The organism is Pontixanthobacter sp. CEM42, assembly GCF_017812015.1.
GTDB lineage: Bacteria > Pseudomonadota > Alphaproteobacteria > Sphingomonadales > Sphingomonadaceae > Pontixanthobacter.
The window spans coordinates 1,153,645-1,170,184 of sequence record NZ_JADQTN010000001.1; the positions used below are offsets into that span (position 1 = coordinate 1,153,645).

The following is a 16,540-nucleotide window of genomic DNA, read 5'->3' on the forward strand; positions in this document are numbered from 1 at the left end:
TCCTGCTCCTCACGCCACCATTCCGCGCTGGACAAATTCCACCGCGAGTAGGACGACGCACAAGGCCGCTAGGCCCGCACTGCCGGCGTAAAACATGCGCATGCGCTTGGTCCGCAACTCGCGCGCGGTGTCGGTCATTGTCTGTGAAATCGCGCCCAGCACCGGCAGATCAAGCGCGCGCTCAAGCTTGCCGGTGGTCGCGAATGTCGAACGGAGCTGACCGATGGCGAAGGCAGCGCCAACACCGGCAGCAATGCCTGCGATCAGTACGCCGATCAGCAATAGAGGCCGGTTCGGTGCCGATGGCACGCGCGGCATAGTTGGCGGATCGATCACTTCAAATTTGAACGAACTGCGCTCATTGTCGACCTGCCCGCGCAGCTTCATTTCCTCGCGGTCCTGAAGCAACTCGTCATATTTGTCTTTGAGCACTTCGTAGTCGCGGCTGATGCGGTTCGCTTCAGCAGCAACCGCGGGCTCGTTGGCCGCGCTGGCCAGCAAACTCGACTCTTCAGATTTGAGCGCTGCCTGACGCGCGAGAAGTGCCTGCACATTAGCCTGGCGGTCCGCCTTAATGGCAATCAACGAGCTATAGGCCGGGTTAGTGGAACCAACGCTGTTCGGATTTTCATTGGCCGCCTGCACGCGCAAAGCCGCAATCTGTTTCTGGATCGCTATGACGTCTGGATGGCTCTCACGTTTCCCGCTCGCTTGCATCGTTGCGAGTTGTGACATCGCGTTGGAAAGCGCTTGGCGCGCTCCGCCAACCGCGCCAGGGGTTGTGATGGTACGCGGCGTTCCCGCCAACTGACCATTGATCGCCGCGAGTGCGCTTTGTGCAGCTGCAAGATCAGCTTCAACATCGCGCAGTTCGGTGCGCAATTGTCGACGCTTGTTCGATAGCGTGTCGCTGCCACCGATCAGATCGGGGTTTTCCGCTTCAAAAGCCAAGCGGCGCTGCTCCGCGGCTTCTAGCTCACGCTTCCGCTCTTCCAATTGCTGGTCGAGGAACACAATGGTTTCAGCTACGTCGCCGCGCGCTCCGGCGATGTTTTCCTCGCGGAAAATATCGATCAGCTTCTGTACTACGCTTTGTGCCAGAGCAGCGTTCTCGCCATCAGACAGGTCGCCTTTGCCAATTTCAGCTTTCAGTTCGAAGAGATTGTCCTCTTCGCTCTTCACGGTAACTTTCTCGGTAAGCCCTTCGATAGCGCTTTCCATGTCGCGCGGCGTTTTAACTTCGTCGCCCAGCTTGGTTGAACGGACGACCTTCTCCAGATTGACCTTACTTGCCAATGTCTGGCGAACGCGGGCAATATCCTGCTTGCCGGCACCTTTGATACCAAGCTGATCGGACAAAACATCATCGAGCTGCACGTAAATCCGTGCTTCCGATTCGTAGGAGTTGGGGATCATCGCGACCACCAGCCAACCCAGAACGCACACGCCCCAAGCCACGCCGAGCGCTAACCAGCGCCTGTGCCAGACCGAGAAAAGCGCTGCGCGCAGATCTTCAAATACTTCGTTCATGCTGTGTGCCGATCCCTCAGAACATGCTTTCCGGGATGATGATCACATCGCCGGGTTGGAGGAGAACATTCGCGCGGCTGTCGCCCTTCTTCAGAAGGTCGCCTAGGCGCAACGAGTACTCAGCTTGCTGGCCGGTCGACTTGTTGCGACGGATCAGCTTCGAACGGTTGCCCGCTGCGAATTCGGACAGGCCGCCAACGGCGATCAGCGCGTCGAGCACGGTCATATTGGCACGGTATGGCAGCGATGCGGGCTGCTCGGTCGCGCCGATGATACGGATACGTTGGCTGATTGCACCTTCGAACTTGGTCACAATGACCGAGACCAGAGGTTCCTCGATATATTGCGAAAGCTGCAGACGGATATCTTGCGCCAGCATCGACGGCGTTTTACCCACGGCAGGCATATCCGTAACTAGCGGTGTAGTGATGCGCCCATCAGGACGGACCTGAATTTTCTCGGCCCCCAGTTCAGGGTTGCGCCATACATGGATTGTCAGCTCGTCCAGAGCACCGATCAGATATTCTTCGCCGGGCTGATCTTGAGCGGTCACGGTTGATGCTGGAGGAAGCTGCGCGCCACCGGCGGCACAGCCTGCTAGTGAGAGTGCAGCCAAAGCGCTGCCTGCGAGCAGTTTCGAGAAACGTTTAGTACTGGGCATCGATGCGCATCCTTGCCGTTGAGCGGGCAATTCAGCGCAAGGTCGGAGCTACCGGCCTACCACTACCCGCGGATATGAGGATGGCTTCTCGCGAAAAAGGGTGAACATACCGTTAGCCTTTTTGCGTTTACGGCTGTTTAGGATGTTGCAGTCCCAAAGCGGGACACATTGAAACAAAACGTTAATTCGAGTGATTCGGTCAAAATCAGACCAGAATCTCGCGGGCAGCGCCCTGTCCGAGGAAGTCGGATGGCGATGCGGTGGCCCCGTATGCGCCCGCACAAAAAACGACGACCAAATCACCAACTTCGGCTCTTGGAAGATGCGCTTTGTCAGCCAAACGATCGAGTGGAGTGCACAAACACCCTACGATATTGGCCTCTTCGGAAGGTTCAGAATCATATTTCGTTGCGATTGCCGATGGGTAATTGCGGCGCACCACCGTGCCAAAGTTCCCTGACGCTGCAAGTTGGTGATGCAATCCCCCGTCGGTGATCAAGTAGGTCATGTCATGGCTGACTTTGCGATCAACGACCTCAGTCAGATAAACACCCGCTTCGCCAACGAGGTAGCGACCGAGTTCGATGCACAACTCGGTCTCGGTGAGGTTTGTTGGAAGGTCAGCGAACCGCTCTTCCAATGCCGCGCCAATTGCCGCGATATCGATGGGTTCATCTCCGTGGAAATACGGGATGCCCAATCCACCGCCCATGTTGAGCTTCGGCAGAGGTTTGCCGATTTCAGTCGCAAGCTGATCCGCGAGATCGAGCACATTTGCCTGCGCTTCAATAATCGCATCAGCGCTCAGCGCCTGACTGCCAGTGAAGATATGCAGTCCGCGCCACTCAGCACCTGCAGCAATGATCTCCTTCGCCAGCGCAGGTACGCGCTTTTGATCGACGCCGAATGGTTTGGCGCCGCCTCCCATCTTCATTCCCGAGCCGCGTAGTTCGAAGTCAGGGTTTACCCGGATCGCCATTCGCGGGACCGCGCCGATACGTTCAGCGATAGCAATCGCCCGGCGCGCTTCATTTTCGGACTCCAGATTAAGCGTTACTCCTGCACGCAGAGCAGCTTCCAACTCGTCATCACGCTTACCTGGGCCAGCGAAGCTGATCTTGGTGGGGTCAAGACTGGCCATTTGCGCCATGGTCAGCTCGCCGCTTGAGGCAATATCGAAGCCGTCCACCAGCGTGGCCATATGTTCGAGAACAGGTGCGAAAGGATTGGCTTTAATAGCATAGTTGATGGTGAGCCGATCGGGCATGGCAGCGCGCAAATCGGCGACGCGCTTGGTTAGATGCTCGCGCGAATAGACGAACAATGGCGTTGCCCCGCCCTGCTCCACCAATTCACGCGCGGTCATGCCGCCAACGCTTAGCTGACCATCCTTGATGGCATAGCCTGCAGGTATGGGGCCGAGCGGTTTCGGTTTCATGCCCCGATCTCTTCCATTATCTCTTTGGCAAGGGCCGTCCGGTCGAGCTTTCCATTCGGGTTTAGCGGCATTGCGTCTTTCCAGTGGATCACATGGGGCTGCATAAAGTTGGGAAGCTCCTTAGCCAGCGCTTTGGGCAATTGCGCCTCAGCATCCTCTGCATCATGGGCAGCGCGAACGACAAGGTGTATCGCATGACCAAGCCGATCATTTGTAACACCCAGCGCTACCGCTTCTGCCACAAGATCAGTTGCCCGCGCTGCGTCTTCGATCTCTTGCGGGCTTATCCGGTTGCCTGCGCTTTTGATCATCGCATCGCGGCGCCCGACAAAATAGAGCAAGCCGTCTGCCTCGCGTTTGACCCGGTCGCCGGACCATACTGCTGTTCCGCCATATTCTGAACTTTCCGGCGAAGCTTTGAACCGCTCTGCCGTCCGTTCGCTATCCTGCCAGTACCCTTGCGCAACCAAAGGCCCGCAATGCACTAGCTCACCCTCTTCGTCCGGATCGGCGACATTGCCATCGTCATCGATGACCATGATCTCGGCGAACGGGATGGCACGGCCCATAGACGTCGGGTGGCTCTCAACCAATTCGGGATCAAGGAAGGTCGAACGAAAAGCTTCTGTCAGACCGTACATGGGAAACAAGCGTGCCTGCGGGAAGATGTCGCGTAAATCTTCGACCAGTTCTTCGGTCAAAGCACCGCCACTGTTGGTTAAACGGCGCAGGGGTGCACTGGCCTCGGCAGGCCATTCCAGTTCGGTTAATTGCACCCAAAGCGGCGGGACGGCAGCAAGCGTTGTGACACCATACTTTTCGCATGCTCTCGCGACGTCGCGCGGGAACAGGTAGTCGAGCGGTACAACAGAAGCACCCGCATACCAGCTACTTAGAAGTTGGTTCTGACCATAATCGAAAGATAGTGGCAGCACGCCCAGCGTGACGTCATCCGGCTCCATTCCGAGATAATATGCCACACTGACGGCTCCCAACCACAGATTGGCATGGCTCAGCATGACGCCTTTGGGTCGCCCTGTTGAGCCGCTGGTATAGAGGATAGCGCACAGATCGTCGGTATTGGCCTTCGATGCTGACATCGGCTCAGCGACGTCATCTAGCGCGTCGAGCACATCATTCTCGTCAATCGCTTCGCAGCCTACCGGCAAGTCGCCATCCTCAAGCGAAGCCAAACGCGCCTTAGTACCGAGCAGCATAGCGGCACCGCTATCGGCCAGAATATGCTTAGCCTGCGTATGCTTAAGCAGCGGATTGATCGGTACATGGACCAACCCCGCCCGCGCCGCCGCCAGCGGCATCAGGCAGGTTAGCTCATTTTTTGCCGCCCACGTCGCGACCCGCGCGCCCTGCTGAGGCACCCGATCTCTTAACCAGCCACTAAGAAGGGCAACACGGTCCCTTAAGTCCTTGAAGCTAAGCGTCCGGTTGCGCAGAACCAGCGCCGGGCTATCATCAGCGCCAATCTCGGCGAGGTGATCCAGCGGCTTTGGATCTGGATTGGGCAAATTGGGCAATTGTGGCTCCAGCAAGGGAAACGGCATTTGTGTTGAGCGTCAGCTATCACGACACGGTTAATGTTCTGCAAGGGACGATTGAAAAATCGCGTGACTTGAATCAAGGGCCTTTTGACCGGGTTGAATGGTTGGAACTGCTGGCGAAGTCTGGTGCCGAGCCACTGATTGCTGTTGCGGAAGACGGCGATACCAAAGTCGCGCTCCCCTTGATGCGGGATAATGACAGGCTTGAAGCCCTAGCTAACTGGTACAATTTTACATGGCGGCCGCTCCATTCGCACGATCCAGCACTCCTTGAAACGGTCGCCAGAGGATTGCGCAGCCAAACGCACCGGATTGTGATGTCACCCGTCCCCGATGACGATGGCAGCGCGGCGGCAATCGAAACAGCTTTTCGCGGCGCAGGGTGGAATGTCCTGCGCGAGCATTGTGATCACAACCATGTTCTGGAAGTGAAAGGTCGTAGTTTCGCAGACTATTGGGCCGAACGCCCGGGGCGAATGCGCACGACGCTGAAGCGCAAAGCCAAGAAGGTTGATGTCGAGTTGCTAACGCGTTTCGGTGCAGATGCTTGGGCCGAATACGAAGCGGTCTATGAGGATAGTTGGAAGCCCGAGGAAGGTGATCCAGCGCTTCTGCGAACCTTTGCCGAGCAGGAAGGCGCTGCTGGCCGCATTCGCCTCGCTATAGCGCGCCATGAAGGCAAAGCTGTCGCCGCCCAGTTCTGGACGGTCGAGGATGGTATCGCCTACATTCACAAACTCTCACATCTCGAAGAGCACAAGGCGCTATCTGCCGGAACGACGCTCAGCGCGGCCTTGTTCGAACATGTTATGGACCAAGACAAAGTCGGTCTAATCGACTTTGGCACAGGTAATGATCCCTACAAACGCGATTGGATGGAGGAGGATCGCCCGCGCTTCCGGATAGACTGCCTTGATCCGCGCCAACCAAAGGCATGGCCCTCCCTCGCCAAACGAATAGTTACCCGGCTTGCACGCGGTGGCACCGAAAGCTAAGGGCAGCGCCGCACTTGCAGGGGAAAGCACGCATATGGATCGCGAGCCCGTGACAGACGGTACCGAGAATACTCCGACCGAAGACAGCGAAGCGCCAAGCGGCCTCGCGCCCAGTCGCCATGCGATTGATGTACAATTGCGCTCAATCCTATGCGATGTGCTTGGCCTCGATAGCGATGATGTCGAGCAATTCGACAACGACACCGGCCTGTTCGGTCACCTTCCCGAGCTCGATTCCATGGCAGTCGCAGGTTTGCTGACCGAGATGGAAGACCGGATGGATATCATTATCGAAGATGATGATGTCGATGGTGAAATGCTGGAAACCTATGGCGGGCTGCTTACCTTCGCCGAGGCCAAAGTCATCGAGGGCTGATCAGTGCGTAGCTTCGCACAATGGCCCGCCCCACTATCGGGCGGTGGCACAAGCGAAGAGCAAGCGCTGACGTTCAATCAGGGACGCGAGCAGCGGCTCTTGGTTCTCCCTGCTTTATTCGATGAGGCCAACAAGCTGCGGCGGCAGACAGTGGAAGTGATGCACCGTCTGGACCTATCGGGCATCGACAGTTTTCTGCCCGATTTGCCCGGTTGCAATGAAAGTGCCCAGCCACTTGAAGCGCAGACGCTTGAGAGCTGGCGCGAAACAGCCGTTGCTGCTGCCAAGTATTTTGACGCGACGCACCTGCTGACTATTCGCAGCGGCGCTTTGCTCGCACCCGGTGGGTTACCCGGCTGGCGGTATGCACCGCATGGCGGTAAGCAATTGCTACGATCAATGCTGCGCGCCCGCACCATCGCCGCGCGCGAAGCAGGTCGCGAGGAAACCATCGCAGACCTTGATGCGACTGGCCGAGCTGATGGCATTGAGCTGGCAGGATGGCAATTAGGTGCAGAACTGTTCTCTGCTCTGTCGGACTCCAAGACGCCCGCAAGCGAAACGCTAGCAGATATTCCAAGCGATGCTGTACCCGGCGCTGGCCTTTGGCTCCGCGCGGAGCCGGACGAAGATCCGGAACAATCAGACGCCATCGCAGCCATCATCGCGATCGCATTGTCCGAATCATGAGCCGCCTTTCGCTCACCTTTGAATGCCAAGGCAGTTGCCTAGCCGGGACGTTCGACACTGCGCCCGGTACCACAGGTCTCTTGATTGTGTCAGGCGGCAATGAAGTGCGCGCTGGTACATTCTCCGGACAAGCCAAGCTGGCAGCGAAACTTGCAGGCGCTGGCTTCCCGGTCTTTCGCTTTGACAGACGCGGGATTGGTGACAGCGACGGAGAAAATCGCGGTTTCACGAAGAGCCGGAAAGACATCGCCGCCGCTATCGAGGCATTCCGCGCAATCAATCCGCAAATGACGCGCGTTATTGGCTTCGGCAATTGCGATGCAGCGAGCGCGTTGATGCTGGCCGGTGGTACCGATCTGGACGGGCTGATCCTGTCCAACCCGTGGACTATCGAAGATGAAAGCGATGATACGCCGCCGCCGAGCGCAGTGCGGTCTCGCTATGTCGAAAAACTCAAGAACCCCAAAGAGATCTGGCGGCTGCTCACTGGCGGTGTTGATCTGCGAAAACTGTTTGGCGGTCTCAAACAAGCTGCAAGTGGTTCGTCCGAGACCACCGGTTTGGCACAGGATATGGCGGCGGGCATTGCTGCCTACGACAAACCCGTCAGCATTCTTCTGGCCAGCAGCGACCGGACGGCTCAAGTCTTTCTGGAAAATTGGAACGCCAATGATCCGCGCATCCGCAGCTGCGAGGGTGCCTCTCACGCCTATGTTGAGCCACATGCTCGCGAGTGGCTGGAACAGCAAATTTTGGAAGTGCTACGCGCTTGAGCGGACAAACAGACTGCTAAGCTCAACATGCGTTGACCAGCGGAATTGACCGACCGGACGCAATTTCTCAAGCCGATATCCACCCTCAATCAGCTTTCTGGCATCGCGTGCCCAGCTTGATGGGTTGCAACTGATATAGACTACTTTTTCCACTGTGCTTTCGGCCAGCAATTCGATCTGATCGCGAGCGCCAGCCCTGGGAGGATCAAGCAATATCGCACTGAATTTGTTGAGTTCCTCCAATTGTAGCGGGTTGCGAAACAGATCGCGGTGGATCGAATGGACTGGCTTACCCGTAACGCGCGCTGCCATCAGACAGGCCATATGCGTATCGCGCGCTGCCTCCGCCGCAAGCACCTTGGTCTTACCAGCTAAAGCAAATGCAAAGGTACCTAACCCGGAAAACAGATCGGCCATCGTGTGCGCATCGGCCAACCATGCCTTGGCGTCGCCGACAAGCACATCCTCGCCATCCTGCGTTGCCTGCAAGAAACCGCCGGACGGAAAACCGACGGGAACCCCTGATAGGGTTACGGTAACGGGGTCAGGCTCCCACAATGTCTCGGGACCATAGCCTTGATCCAGCGTTAGCCGCGCCAGTCTCTGATCACGCGCAAAGTCGAGAATCGTTTCAGTCTGCTCGAGCCCTTCAATTGGCAGGTTCTTGAGCGAGCAATCGACGCCTTGGTCGGTTTCAGCCAGTTCAATATCGACCGCGAACTTGCCTTTGCGGCGCGCCAGGATTGCTCTCAGTGCTTCAACAGTCCCAAACAATTTTTCTGACAGGATATGGCATTCAGTCAGACCGACCACCTTATGCGAGCCGGCCTCACGAAAGCCGATCAGCGGCTTCCCGCCCTGGCTAAGCGCCTGCAATGTGGCGCGGCGACGACTCCTTGGCGGCGACAGATGCGTTGGCAGCAATTTACCGACAGCAATATCTTGCCCCTCGGCGGCGTTGGCCACGCGCGACGTCACAAAATCGCGAAGGCTTTCCTCGTCAATATGCTGCAACTGGCAGCCGCCGCATTTGCCGAAGTGGCGACATGCTGGAGCGATATGATGCGGGCCATGCTGTAAAGTGCCATCGTCTTGCAGGATATCACCCGGCGCTGCCCCGGAAACGTGGCGGCCATCGGCGGTAATGCCATCGCCTTTGGCAGCGATACGGACGATTTCGGATGAAGTACTCACAGGCAGGCCGCGTAGGCGTCTGCTACCTTTCCGGCAAGCTCTGTCGCAGTGAAGGCTGTTCCGGATAGACGTGCCGCCTCCGAATGGAGCCACACAGCCTGACAGGCCGCCTCGAACGGTTCTGCGCCGGTAGCTAGCCTGCTCACCGCAATTCCGGCGAGGACATCGCCTGTGCCAGCAGTCGAGAGCCAACTGGACGCTGGCCTTGCCAGGGCTGTTCTACCATCGGGCGCGGCAATGATCGTGTCCGGTCCTTTGGCCACGATTACCATCCCGCTTGCTTTGGCCAGTGCCTGGGCTTTTTCGCGCTTACTTTTCGCAATCACCGCGAATGATCGGCACAATTGCTCCAGTTCGCCCTCATGTGGTGTCGCGATGTAGATTCCATCCTCGCGCAACATATCGGGCGTCAAAATTGTCAACGCATCGGCATCGAGGACCGCTGTCCGACACCATGCCAGCGTAGTCCGCAACGCCGCGCTTGCTTCATCACTGCGGCCGAGACCCGGGCCTACAAGAACTGCGCCGATCCGTTTGTCGCCCAACGCGACGTCCAGAATCTTTCGATCAACCACCAGATCTGCAGGCACGGCACGTTCCATCCGCTCGCTCAACAGCTTCACATAGCCTGCACCGGCATGCATCGCTGCTTTGCATGACAAGAACGCTGCACCCGGCATTTCACCACCAACAACCGCACACAGCCCTCGCGTATATTTGTGTGCGTCCGGCGCGGGAGCCGCCAGCACCGGCCTGCCAACCAGTGCGGCTGACTCGGTCGGGGCGGTAATACCGATTGGCACCAGCTTGCGCTCGCCCATGGTTCCGCAGGCCGGCATCGTCCAATGGGCATATTTCCATGCACCCAATGCCAGTGTCAGCGTGTTCTCAGGCAGGTTATCATTCAGGGTCTCACCGCTATCGCTTGCGATGCCAGAGGGTAGATCAATAGCAATCCTATACCGATGCCGCGAGGCAAGATCGCGCAGCAACAACAGCAATTCTGCCGAAAGAGGTCGTGAAAGGCCTGAGCCAAACAGACAATCGACCAGAACCGCACCGTCGATCCCTTTTCCCGAGGTGGCTGCCGTGCCTTTGTAAGCCCGCCGCGCATTCATTGCCGCTGGTGTCTTTGGTGCCATCGGCGCGACGACATTCACTGGCAGGCCGCGCGCGCGCAAAACTTCAGCAATTACATAGCCATCGCCGCCATTATTACCGGGACCGCACAGCACCGTCACAGACCGCCCGGCGGCAATCCGCCAGACCCATTCGGCTGCACCAATGCCAGCAATTTGCATCAATTCATCGACGCTTGATCCCGCATCGATCAGCGCCTGTTCCGCCGCGAGCATCTGCGCGGCGGTGAGTACGGGCTCACTCGGCCGCTTCATCCGCACCGGCATCTGGTGTTTCCTGGCCGCTGACATTGGCAGTAAAGCGATAACGATCAGCACCAACGCTGATCTCCAGAATATCGCCATCAAGCATCCGCGTCATCTGGTCAGCGCCATCCAGCTCAATCAGGCCGCGCCCGTCATCAAGCTGCGCAAAACGCCGGAAACCGCCATCTGGATGACGCACGATAAGCTGCTTCTGACCATCCACATCTTCTCGCTCGACCAGACAGTCGGGACCGAACTGGCTACCGTCGCCCAGCGCGCATTCGACCATCTGAGCGCCCTCTTCCGCCTGTGGTTGATCCACATCAGGAGAGGAGCATGCACTAGCACCGACCAGCAAAGCCGAAACGGTTAGAATTCGGGAAGTGACAGTCACATCAACCTCGCTTCGATTGGGGTTTCAATTGGGTCAGATCGCGCACAGCGCCTTTGGCCGCACTCGTGGTCATCGCGGCATAGGCTTGCAACGCCTGTGACACCATACGCGGTCGGTCTTTGGCAGGTTGCCACGCGTCCTCGCCTTTTGCCTCAACAGCAGCACGGCGTTTTGCGAGCATATCTTCAGAAACCGCCAGCGAAATCGTGCGGTTTGGAATATCGATTTCGATGATGTCACCATCCTCGACCAGAGCGATTGTGCCGCCCTCGGCTGCTTCAGGCGAAACATGGCCGATGGACAGGCCCGATGTACCTCCCGAGAAACGGCCATCGGTCAGCAAGGCACATGCCGCGCCCAGCCCTTTCGATTTCAGGTAGCTGGTGGGGTAGAGCATTTCCTGCATACCGGGTCCGCCTTTGGGACCCTCATAGCGGATCACGACCACGTCGCCCTCAACAACCTGATCGGTCAGGATAGCGGTCACGGCATCGTCCTGGCTCTCATAGACTTTCGCGGGACCGGTGAAGGTCAGGATCGAGTCATCGACGCCTGCGGTCTTCACGATGCAGCCATCAAGCGCGATATTGCCGGAAAGCACGGCAAGCCCGCCATCCTGACTGAATGCATTCTCTGCGCTGCGGATCACGCCGTTTTCGCGGTCGGTATCTAGCGATTCCCACCGGCGCGATTGGCTGAAGGCGGTTTGTGTCGGCACTCCTCCCGGAGCGGCTGAGTAAAATTCATGCACTTTGTTGTTCTGCGTGCGACTAATGTCCCAATCGTCCAGCGCATCGGCCATGGTCGGGCTGTGCACCGTCGGCAGCGCGGTATTGAGCAGTCCCGCATTGTCTAGTTGTCCTAGGATCGACATGATCCCGCCCGCGCGGTGGACGTCCTCCATATGGACATCGTCCTTCGCCGGAGCGACGTTGGAAAGGCACGGAACACGGCGGCTGAGCCGGTCGATATCTTCCATGGTGAAATCGACGCCCGCTTCGTGCGCGGCGGCGAGAAGGTGGAGCACTGTGTTGGTCGAACCGCCCATCGCGATATCGAGCGACATGGCATTTTCGAATGCCGAGAAACTGGCAATGCTTCGCGGCAGAACGCTCTCGTCGTCTTCCTCGTAATATCGCTTGGCCAAGGTCACGATCAGGCGGCCAGCGCGCAAGAACAGGTTCTTTCGATCAGCATGGGTGGCTAGAGTCGATCCATTGCCGGGAAGAGACAAGCCTAGCGCCTCTGTCAGACAGTTCATCGAGTTAGCCGTGAACATCCCCGAGCACGAACCGCAAGTCGGGCAGGCAGAACGCTCAATATCGGCAACTTCCTCGTCGGAGTAGCTATCATCGGCAGCGGCGACCATCGCATCAACTAGATCGAGCGCCTTTTCCTTGCCATCGATCACGACTTTGCCGGCCTCCATTGGTCCGCCTGACACGAATACAACCGGAATATTCAACCGCATCGCGGCATTGAGCATACCCGGTGTGATCTTGTCGCAATTGGAAATGCACACCATCGCATCGGCGCAGTGGGCGTTGACCATATATTCGACGCTGTCTGAGATGATGTCGCGGCTCGGCAGCGAATAGAGCATCCCGTCATGGCCCATCGCGATGCCATCATCGACCGCTATCGTATTGAATTCCTTGGCAACACCGCCCGCTTCCTCAATTTCCCTCGCAACCAATTGGCCGAGGTCTTTGAGGTGGACGTGACCTGGTACGAACTGCGTGAAGCTGTTCACCACCGCAATAATCGGCTTTCCGAAATCGCCGTCCTTCATGCCCGTGGCGCGCCATAGTCCGCGTGCGCCGGCCATATTGCGGCCATGGGTGGTGGTGCGGGAGCGATAGGCGGGCATTGAGAACTCCGGTATTCTGGAAGAATGTGCGGTATGTTGTGCCAGCAATGCTACCCTACCGGAAGGCGTATCCGAAACAGAAAATCTTGCGTGCGCTTAGGTTTCCGCTTTGAGAGCCAGCGCAACACGGTTGGCAACATCGGTGACCAGCGACGCCCAACGAGCTTGTTCCGCCTTGGTGCCGATCAAATCCTGCCGGATCTCAACGGTAATATATTTCCGGCCTTTCGCCTCCGCATGGCGATCCATCGTCGCATTAAGTTGCTTGCCCGAATAGGGTTCGTTGTCGCCGACATTCAGCCCTTCTTCGCCAAACAGGCGGATCGCATGGCGGGCGGCGCTATCATCCTGATTGTAGAGTAGCGCCACTTCCCATGGGCGATCCTCCATTTTGGATTCAAGTTTCGGTGTAAAGCTATGTAATGCAACGATCAGTTCGGGATCGGCCTCGTCCAGCCAATCTGCAAGCGCCGCGTGATAAGGGCGGTGAAAACGGTCCAAACGCCCCTCCACATCCGCGCCAATATTTCCCGCAATTACATGTCCGTCGCTCTCGGTTGGAACAACTGCAAGAGCATCTTCGGTCCGGTGCAGATCGCAGACCAAGCGACTGACAGTGGCAATATGCGCTGCGACATCGTGACGTCGTGCCATCCGGTCGGCAATGCCGCCGGTGCCGATATCATAGCCGATGTGAGTGTCCAGAAGGCCCTTGGCGATACCCAGTTCGATATCATCGGGCACATAGTTCGCTGCATGGTCGGCAACGCACACAATCCCGCCGCGACGGGGTTCGCCGACTTGGCGATATGGTAGATCATCCATCATCATGGAAGTGAATTTCCTATCTCAGCGTTCCGGGCATCTGCCACCAATCTGGGTGGTCGAATGCCAGCTTTTCTGCGGCTTCGCGCATGACGTCATGACTGCGATATAGCGCAAAACACGTCGCACCTGAACCCGACATACGGCTGAGAAAAGCATCTGTTCCGTTCAGGGACTCCAGCACTGTTGAGATTTCGGGACAGATGCTGATCGCGGGCGCTTCGAGATCATTGCGACCTTTCTGAGCGATCAGCGATGCCGTGCCAGTCGGCATTGGTCCGTGATCTTCGCCGTCCCACGCTTTAAACACCGGCCCTGTGGCTAAAGGAATGCGCGGATTGACAAGCAGAACCGATGTGCCGGTCAGATTACTCTCGATGGTTTCCAGTTCGGTGCCCGTGCCGCGCCCGATACACGTCAGGCTCTCGACACACGCAGGAACATCAGCCCCAAGCGCCGCAGCGCGTGCCTGCCAATCATCGGGCAGACCATGAATTTCGCGAACAATCCGGAAGATCGCACCGGCATCAGCAGACCCGCCACCAAGGCCAGCCGCAACGGGCAAATTCTTCTCAAGCATGACTCGCAAGCCATTGGCACGTGGTAATTTTCCAAGAGCCTTGGTAGCGATGTTGTCGAATGGATCAGTCAGCGCAGTGCCGAATTCGCCAACGACCGTGACCTCATCCTGCTCCGCCGCACTTGCTGTCAAAACATCGCCCTGATCGACAAACGCAAACAACGTCTCAAGCTCGTGATACCCATCATCCCTCCGCGCACGAACATGCAGCGCAAGGTTGATCTTGGCGTAGGCGGTTTGGATGTGAGCCATTATTTGTCGGCGCCATCCAGGCGTTCAAGCTCATTCAACAGCTCTTGAATGGTAAACCGGCCATCATCAGTGAGCGGGAGTTCAATAGCTACCGCTCTCGTACGAATGCTCTCCAAAGCGGCATCGCTGATCGGCTGAGTTATAAATCCAGCCCATTCGACGTGCAGCCAACGACCTTCCAGCAGCTTCTGTAGCGCCTCAGCAATCTCACCAGCGGAGCGATCCACCGGAGCCATCCGCACAACGACACCTGCGCTGGCAACAATTGCGGCCAAAGTTGCTAGCCGACCCACAACTGCCTTAGCTGCGTTAATGATCACAATGTATCGGCGTGACTGCGCATCACATATTCGGATAATTCGGACCGCCGCCGCCTTCGGGCGTGGTCCAGTTGATGTTCTGGTTCGGATCCTTGATATCGCAGGTCTTGCAGTGAACGCAGTTTTGCGAGTTGATCTGGAATTTCATCGAACCATCGCTCTCGTCTTCCAACCACTCATAAACACCCGCCGGGCAATAGCGCGTTGACGGGCCAGCATAGACGCCCAACTCGCTCTGTTTCTGCAGGTCAAGATCGGCCACTTTCAGGTGGACCGGCTGGTCTTCGGCATGGTTAGTGTAGCTGAACGATACCGAGGTTAGGCGGTCAAAGCTGATCTCTCCATCGGGCTTTGGATAGTCGATAGGGCGATACAGATCGGCGCGGCCCAGCTTGGTATAATCGGGATCGTGCTTCATCGTGATCGGCAAGCCAATCTTGAGCTGGCGCATCCACATATCGATGCCAGCGATAACTGTGCCGTAATCGCCTCCAAATTTGGCAATGGCGGGTTGAGCATTCTGAACCTGCTTCAACTCCTTGGCGATCCAGCTTTCACGCAAATTCGGTTCGTAATCGGTCAGTTCGGTTTTCTCGGCACCACTTGCAATGGCCTCAGCCGCCGCTTCTGCCGCCAGCATGCCGCTCTTCATGGCGGTATGGCTGCCCTTGATACGAGGAACATTCACGAAGCCAGCTGCGCAGCCAATCAGCGCGCCGCCCGGGAATGCGAGCTTCGGCACAGATTGCCAACCGCCTTCGTTAATGGCTCTCGCGCCATAGGCAACGCGCTTTCCGCCTTCGAGATATTCCTTGATGACCGGATGGGTTTTCCAGCGCTGGAACTCCTGAAACGGCGAGACATAAGGGTTTTCATAATCGAGCGCGGTCACGAAACCGAGCGCTACCTGACCGTTTGCTTGGTGATACAGGAAGCCCCCGCCCCATGTATCAGTCTCGCTGAGAGGCCAGCCTTGGGTGTGGATCACCCGACCCGGCTCATGCTTGGCAGGATCAATGTCCCACAGCTCTTTAATGCCAAGGCCGTAAACCTGCGGCTGGCAATCAGCCTCCAGATCGAACTTGGCTTTCATTTCCTTGGTCAGATTGCCGCGAACACCCTCTGCAAACAGCGTGTATTTCGCTTCGATTTCCATACCGGGTGCGAAATCACCTTTGTGCGACCCGTCCTCGGCGATGCCCATATCTTGTGTCACAACGCCGCGCACCGCGCCATTCTCATCAAACATCACTTCGGCAGCGGGGAAGCCGGGGAAGACCATTACGCCGAGCGCCTCTGCCTGCTCACCCAGCCAGCGTGTCATGCTGCCCAGCGAACCGGTGTAGCAACCATGGTTGGACATGAACGGCGGCATCATCAGATGCGGCATTCCGTACTTACCGCCCTTGGTCAGAACCCAGTGCCAATTATCGGTGACCGGCGTTTCGGCCATCGGGCAATCCATATCGCGCCAATCAGGCAAGAGTTCATCCAAAGCTTTTGGATCAACAACCGCACCAGACAGGATATGCGCGCCGATTTCGGAGCCTTTTTCAAGCACCACAACCTCAAGATCTTCATTGATCTGTTTAAGACGGATTGACGCTGCAAGGCCTGCTGGCCCACCACCCACAATCACTACGTCACACGGCATTGATTCGCGTTCTATCGCTTCGGCGCTCATAGTGGCTCTATTCC

General features: G+C 57.5%; 16 protein-coding genes. 4 read left to right on the forward strand and 12 right to left on the reverse strand.

Annotation, left to right across the window (positions count from 1 at the left end; genetic code table 11):
* Positions 1 to 9 precede the first annotated feature (9 nt).
* The 4 genes from J9777_RS05530 to J9777_RS05545 form a co-directional block, all read right to left on the reverse strand.
* A complete protein-coding gene (locus J9777_RS05530; RefSeq protein WP_209347754.1) occupies positions 10 to 1,530 on the reverse strand; it encodes an XrtA system polysaccharide chain length determinant in 1,521 nt (506 codons plus the stop codon).
* A 16-nt stretch (positions 1,531 to 1,546) separates the two neighbouring features.
* The gene (locus J9777_RS05535) at positions 1,547 to 2,191 is read right to left on the reverse strand and encodes an XrtA/PEP-CTERM system exopolysaccharide export protein (RefSeq protein ID WP_209347755.1); all 645 of its coding nucleotides are present in this window, start codon (positions 2,189 to 2,191) and stop codon (positions 1,547 to 1,549) included.
* Between the two features lie 205 nt (positions 2,192 to 2,396).
* Complete coding sequence (locus tag J9777_RS05540; RefSeq protein WP_209347756.1) at positions 2,397 to 3,629, reverse strand: pyridoxal-dependent decarboxylase, exosortase A system-associated; 1,233 nt, start codon at positions 3,627 to 3,629, stop codon at positions 2,397 to 2,399.
* The gene (locus J9777_RS05545) at positions 3,626 to 5,191 is read right to left on the reverse strand and encodes an acyl-CoA ligase (AMP-forming), exosortase A system-associated (protein ID WP_209347757.1); all 1,566 of its coding nucleotides are present in this window, start codon (positions 5,189 to 5,191) and stop codon (positions 3,626 to 3,628) included. The genes J9777_RS05540 and J9777_RS05545 overlap by 4 nt, the downstream gene beginning before the upstream one ends.
* A 2-nt stretch (positions 5,192 to 5,193) precedes the next feature.
* Between J9777_RS05545 and J9777_RS05550 the strand changes: the two genes are divergently transcribed.
* From J9777_RS05550 to J9777_RS05565, 4 genes are read left to right on the forward strand one after another with little or no spacing between them, the layout of a single operon-like run.
* Positions 5,194 to 6,183 carry a GNAT family N-acetyltransferase gene (locus tag J9777_RS05550; RefSeq protein WP_209347758.1) on the forward strand — a complete coding sequence of 330 codons (990 nt, stop codon included), beginning with the start codon at positions 5,194 to 5,196 and terminating at the stop codon, positions 6,181 to 6,183.
* Positions 6,184 to 6,217: 34 nt separating this feature from the next.
* Complete coding sequence (locus J9777_RS05555; RefSeq protein WP_209347759.1) at positions 6,218 to 6,559, forward strand: phosphopantetheine-binding protein; 342 nt, start codon at positions 6,218 to 6,220, stop codon at positions 6,557 to 6,559.
* A 3-nt stretch (positions 6,560 to 6,562) separates the two neighbouring features.
* Entirely contained in the window at positions 6,563 to 7,249 is a 687-nt protein-coding gene (locus J9777_RS05560) for a hypothetical protein (protein ID WP_209347760.1), read from the forward strand.
* Positions 7,246 to 8,022, forward strand: a complete 777-nt coding sequence (locus tag J9777_RS05565; protein ID WP_209347761.1) for a hydrolase 1, exosortase A system-associated — start codon at positions 7,246 to 7,248, stop codon at positions 8,020 to 8,022. Before J9777_RS05560 ends, J9777_RS05565 begins: the two co-directional genes overlap by 4 nt.
* Here J9777_RS05565 and J9777_RS05570 read toward each other — a convergent pair.
* The 8 genes from J9777_RS05570 to J9777_RS05605 form a co-directional block, all read right to left on the reverse strand.
* On the reverse strand, positions 8,011 to 9,216 hold the full coding sequence (locus J9777_RS05570; protein ID WP_209347762.1) for a class I SAM-dependent RNA methyltransferase: 1,206 nt from the start codon (positions 9,214 to 9,216) through the stop codon (positions 8,011 to 8,013). The genes J9777_RS05565 and J9777_RS05570 overlap by 12 nt on opposite strands.
* Positions 9,213 to 10,610 (reverse strand): NAD(P)H-hydrate dehydratase, encoded by a 1,398-nt coding sequence (locus J9777_RS05575; RefSeq protein WP_209347763.1) that lies wholly within the window; start codon positions 10,608 to 10,610, stop codon positions 9,213 to 9,215. The genes J9777_RS05570 and J9777_RS05575 overlap by 4 nt, the downstream gene beginning before the upstream one ends.
* Positions 10,594 to 10,995 carry a hypothetical protein gene (locus tag J9777_RS05580; RefSeq protein ID WP_209347764.1) on the reverse strand — a complete coding sequence of 134 codons (402 nt, stop codon included), beginning with the start codon at positions 10,993 to 10,995 and terminating at the stop codon, positions 10,594 to 10,596. The genes J9777_RS05575 and J9777_RS05580 overlap by 17 nt, the downstream gene beginning before the upstream one ends.
* A gap of 1 nt (position 10,996) precedes the next feature.
* Positions 10,997 to 12,865: a dihydroxy-acid dehydratase gene (ilvD, locus tag J9777_RS05585; protein ID WP_209347765.1), complete on the reverse strand. Its 1,869-nt coding sequence runs from the start codon at positions 12,863 to 12,865 to the stop codon at positions 10,997 to 10,999.
* Positions 12,866 to 12,961: 96 nt separating this feature from the next.
* On the reverse strand, positions 12,962 to 13,693 hold the full coding sequence (locus J9777_RS05590; RefSeq protein WP_245228634.1) for an N-formylglutamate amidohydrolase: 732 nt from the start codon (positions 13,691 to 13,693) through the stop codon (positions 12,962 to 12,964).
* A gap of 16 nt (positions 13,694 to 13,709) precedes the next feature.
* Entirely contained in the window at positions 13,710 to 14,522 is an 813-nt protein-coding gene (locus J9777_RS05595; RefSeq protein ID WP_209347766.1) for a 4-(cytidine 5'-diphospho)-2-C-methyl-D-erythritol kinase, read from the reverse strand.
* Positions 14,522 to 14,815 (reverse strand): hypothetical protein, encoded by a 294-nt coding sequence (locus tag J9777_RS05600; RefSeq protein WP_209347767.1) that lies wholly within the window; start codon positions 14,813 to 14,815, stop codon positions 14,522 to 14,524. The genes J9777_RS05595 and J9777_RS05600 overlap by 1 nt, the downstream gene beginning before the upstream one ends.
* A 49-nt stretch (positions 14,816 to 14,864) precedes the next feature.
* On the reverse strand, positions 14,865 to 16,526 hold the full coding sequence (locus tag J9777_RS05605) for an electron transfer flavoprotein-ubiquinone oxidoreductase (RefSeq protein WP_245228515.1): 1,662 nt from the start codon (positions 16,524 to 16,526) through the stop codon (positions 14,865 to 14,867).
* Positions 16,527 to 16,540 lie beyond the last annotated feature (14 nt).

What these genes read in the sequence shown, in the direction of transcription:
- J9777_RS05595 (WP_209347766.1), bottom strand. Translation starts at nt 14,522, where the DNA reads ATGGCTCACATCCAAACCGCCTACGCCAAGATCAACCTTGCGCTGCAT.
- J9777_RS05540 (WP_209347756.1), bottom strand. Translation starts at nt 3,629, where the DNA reads ATGAAACCGAAACCGCTCGGCCCCATACCTGCAGGCTATGCCATCAAG.
- J9777_RS05605 (WP_245228515.1), bottom strand. Translation starts at nt 16,526, where the DNA reads ATGAGCGCCGAAGCGATAGAACGCGAATCAATGCCGTGTGACGTAGTG.
- J9777_RS05555 (WP_209347759.1), top strand. Translation starts at nt 6,218, where the DNA reads ATGGATCGCGAGCCCGTGACAGACGGTACCGAGAATACTCCGACCGAA.
- J9777_RS05535 (WP_209347755.1), bottom strand. Translation starts at nt 2,191, where the DNA reads ATGCCCAGTACTAAACGTTTCTCGAAACTGCTCGCAGGCAGCGCTTTG.
- J9777_RS05545 (WP_209347757.1), bottom strand. Translation starts at nt 5,191, where the DNA reads ATGCCGTTTCCCTTGCTGGAGCCACAATTGCCCAATTTGCCCAATCCA.
- J9777_RS05575 (WP_209347763.1), bottom strand. Translation starts at nt 10,610, where the DNA reads ATGAAGCGGCCGAGTGAGCCCGTACTCACCGCCGCGCAGATGCTCGCG.
- J9777_RS05565 (WP_209347761.1), top strand. Translation starts at nt 7,246, where the DNA reads ATGAGCCGCCTTTCGCTCACCTTTGAATGCCAAGGCAGTTGCCTAGCC.
- J9777_RS05530 (WP_209347754.1), bottom strand. Translation starts at nt 1,530, where the DNA reads ATGAACGAAGTATTTGAAGATCTGCGCGCAGCGCTTTTCTCGGTCTGG.
- J9777_RS05590 (WP_245228634.1), bottom strand. Translation starts at nt 13,693, where the DNA reads ATGATGGATGATCTACCATATCGCCAAGTCGGCGAACCCCGTCGCGGC.
- ilvD (WP_209347765.1), bottom strand. Translation starts at nt 12,865, where the DNA reads ATGCCCGCCTATCGCTCCCGCACCACCACCCATGGCCGCAATATGGCC.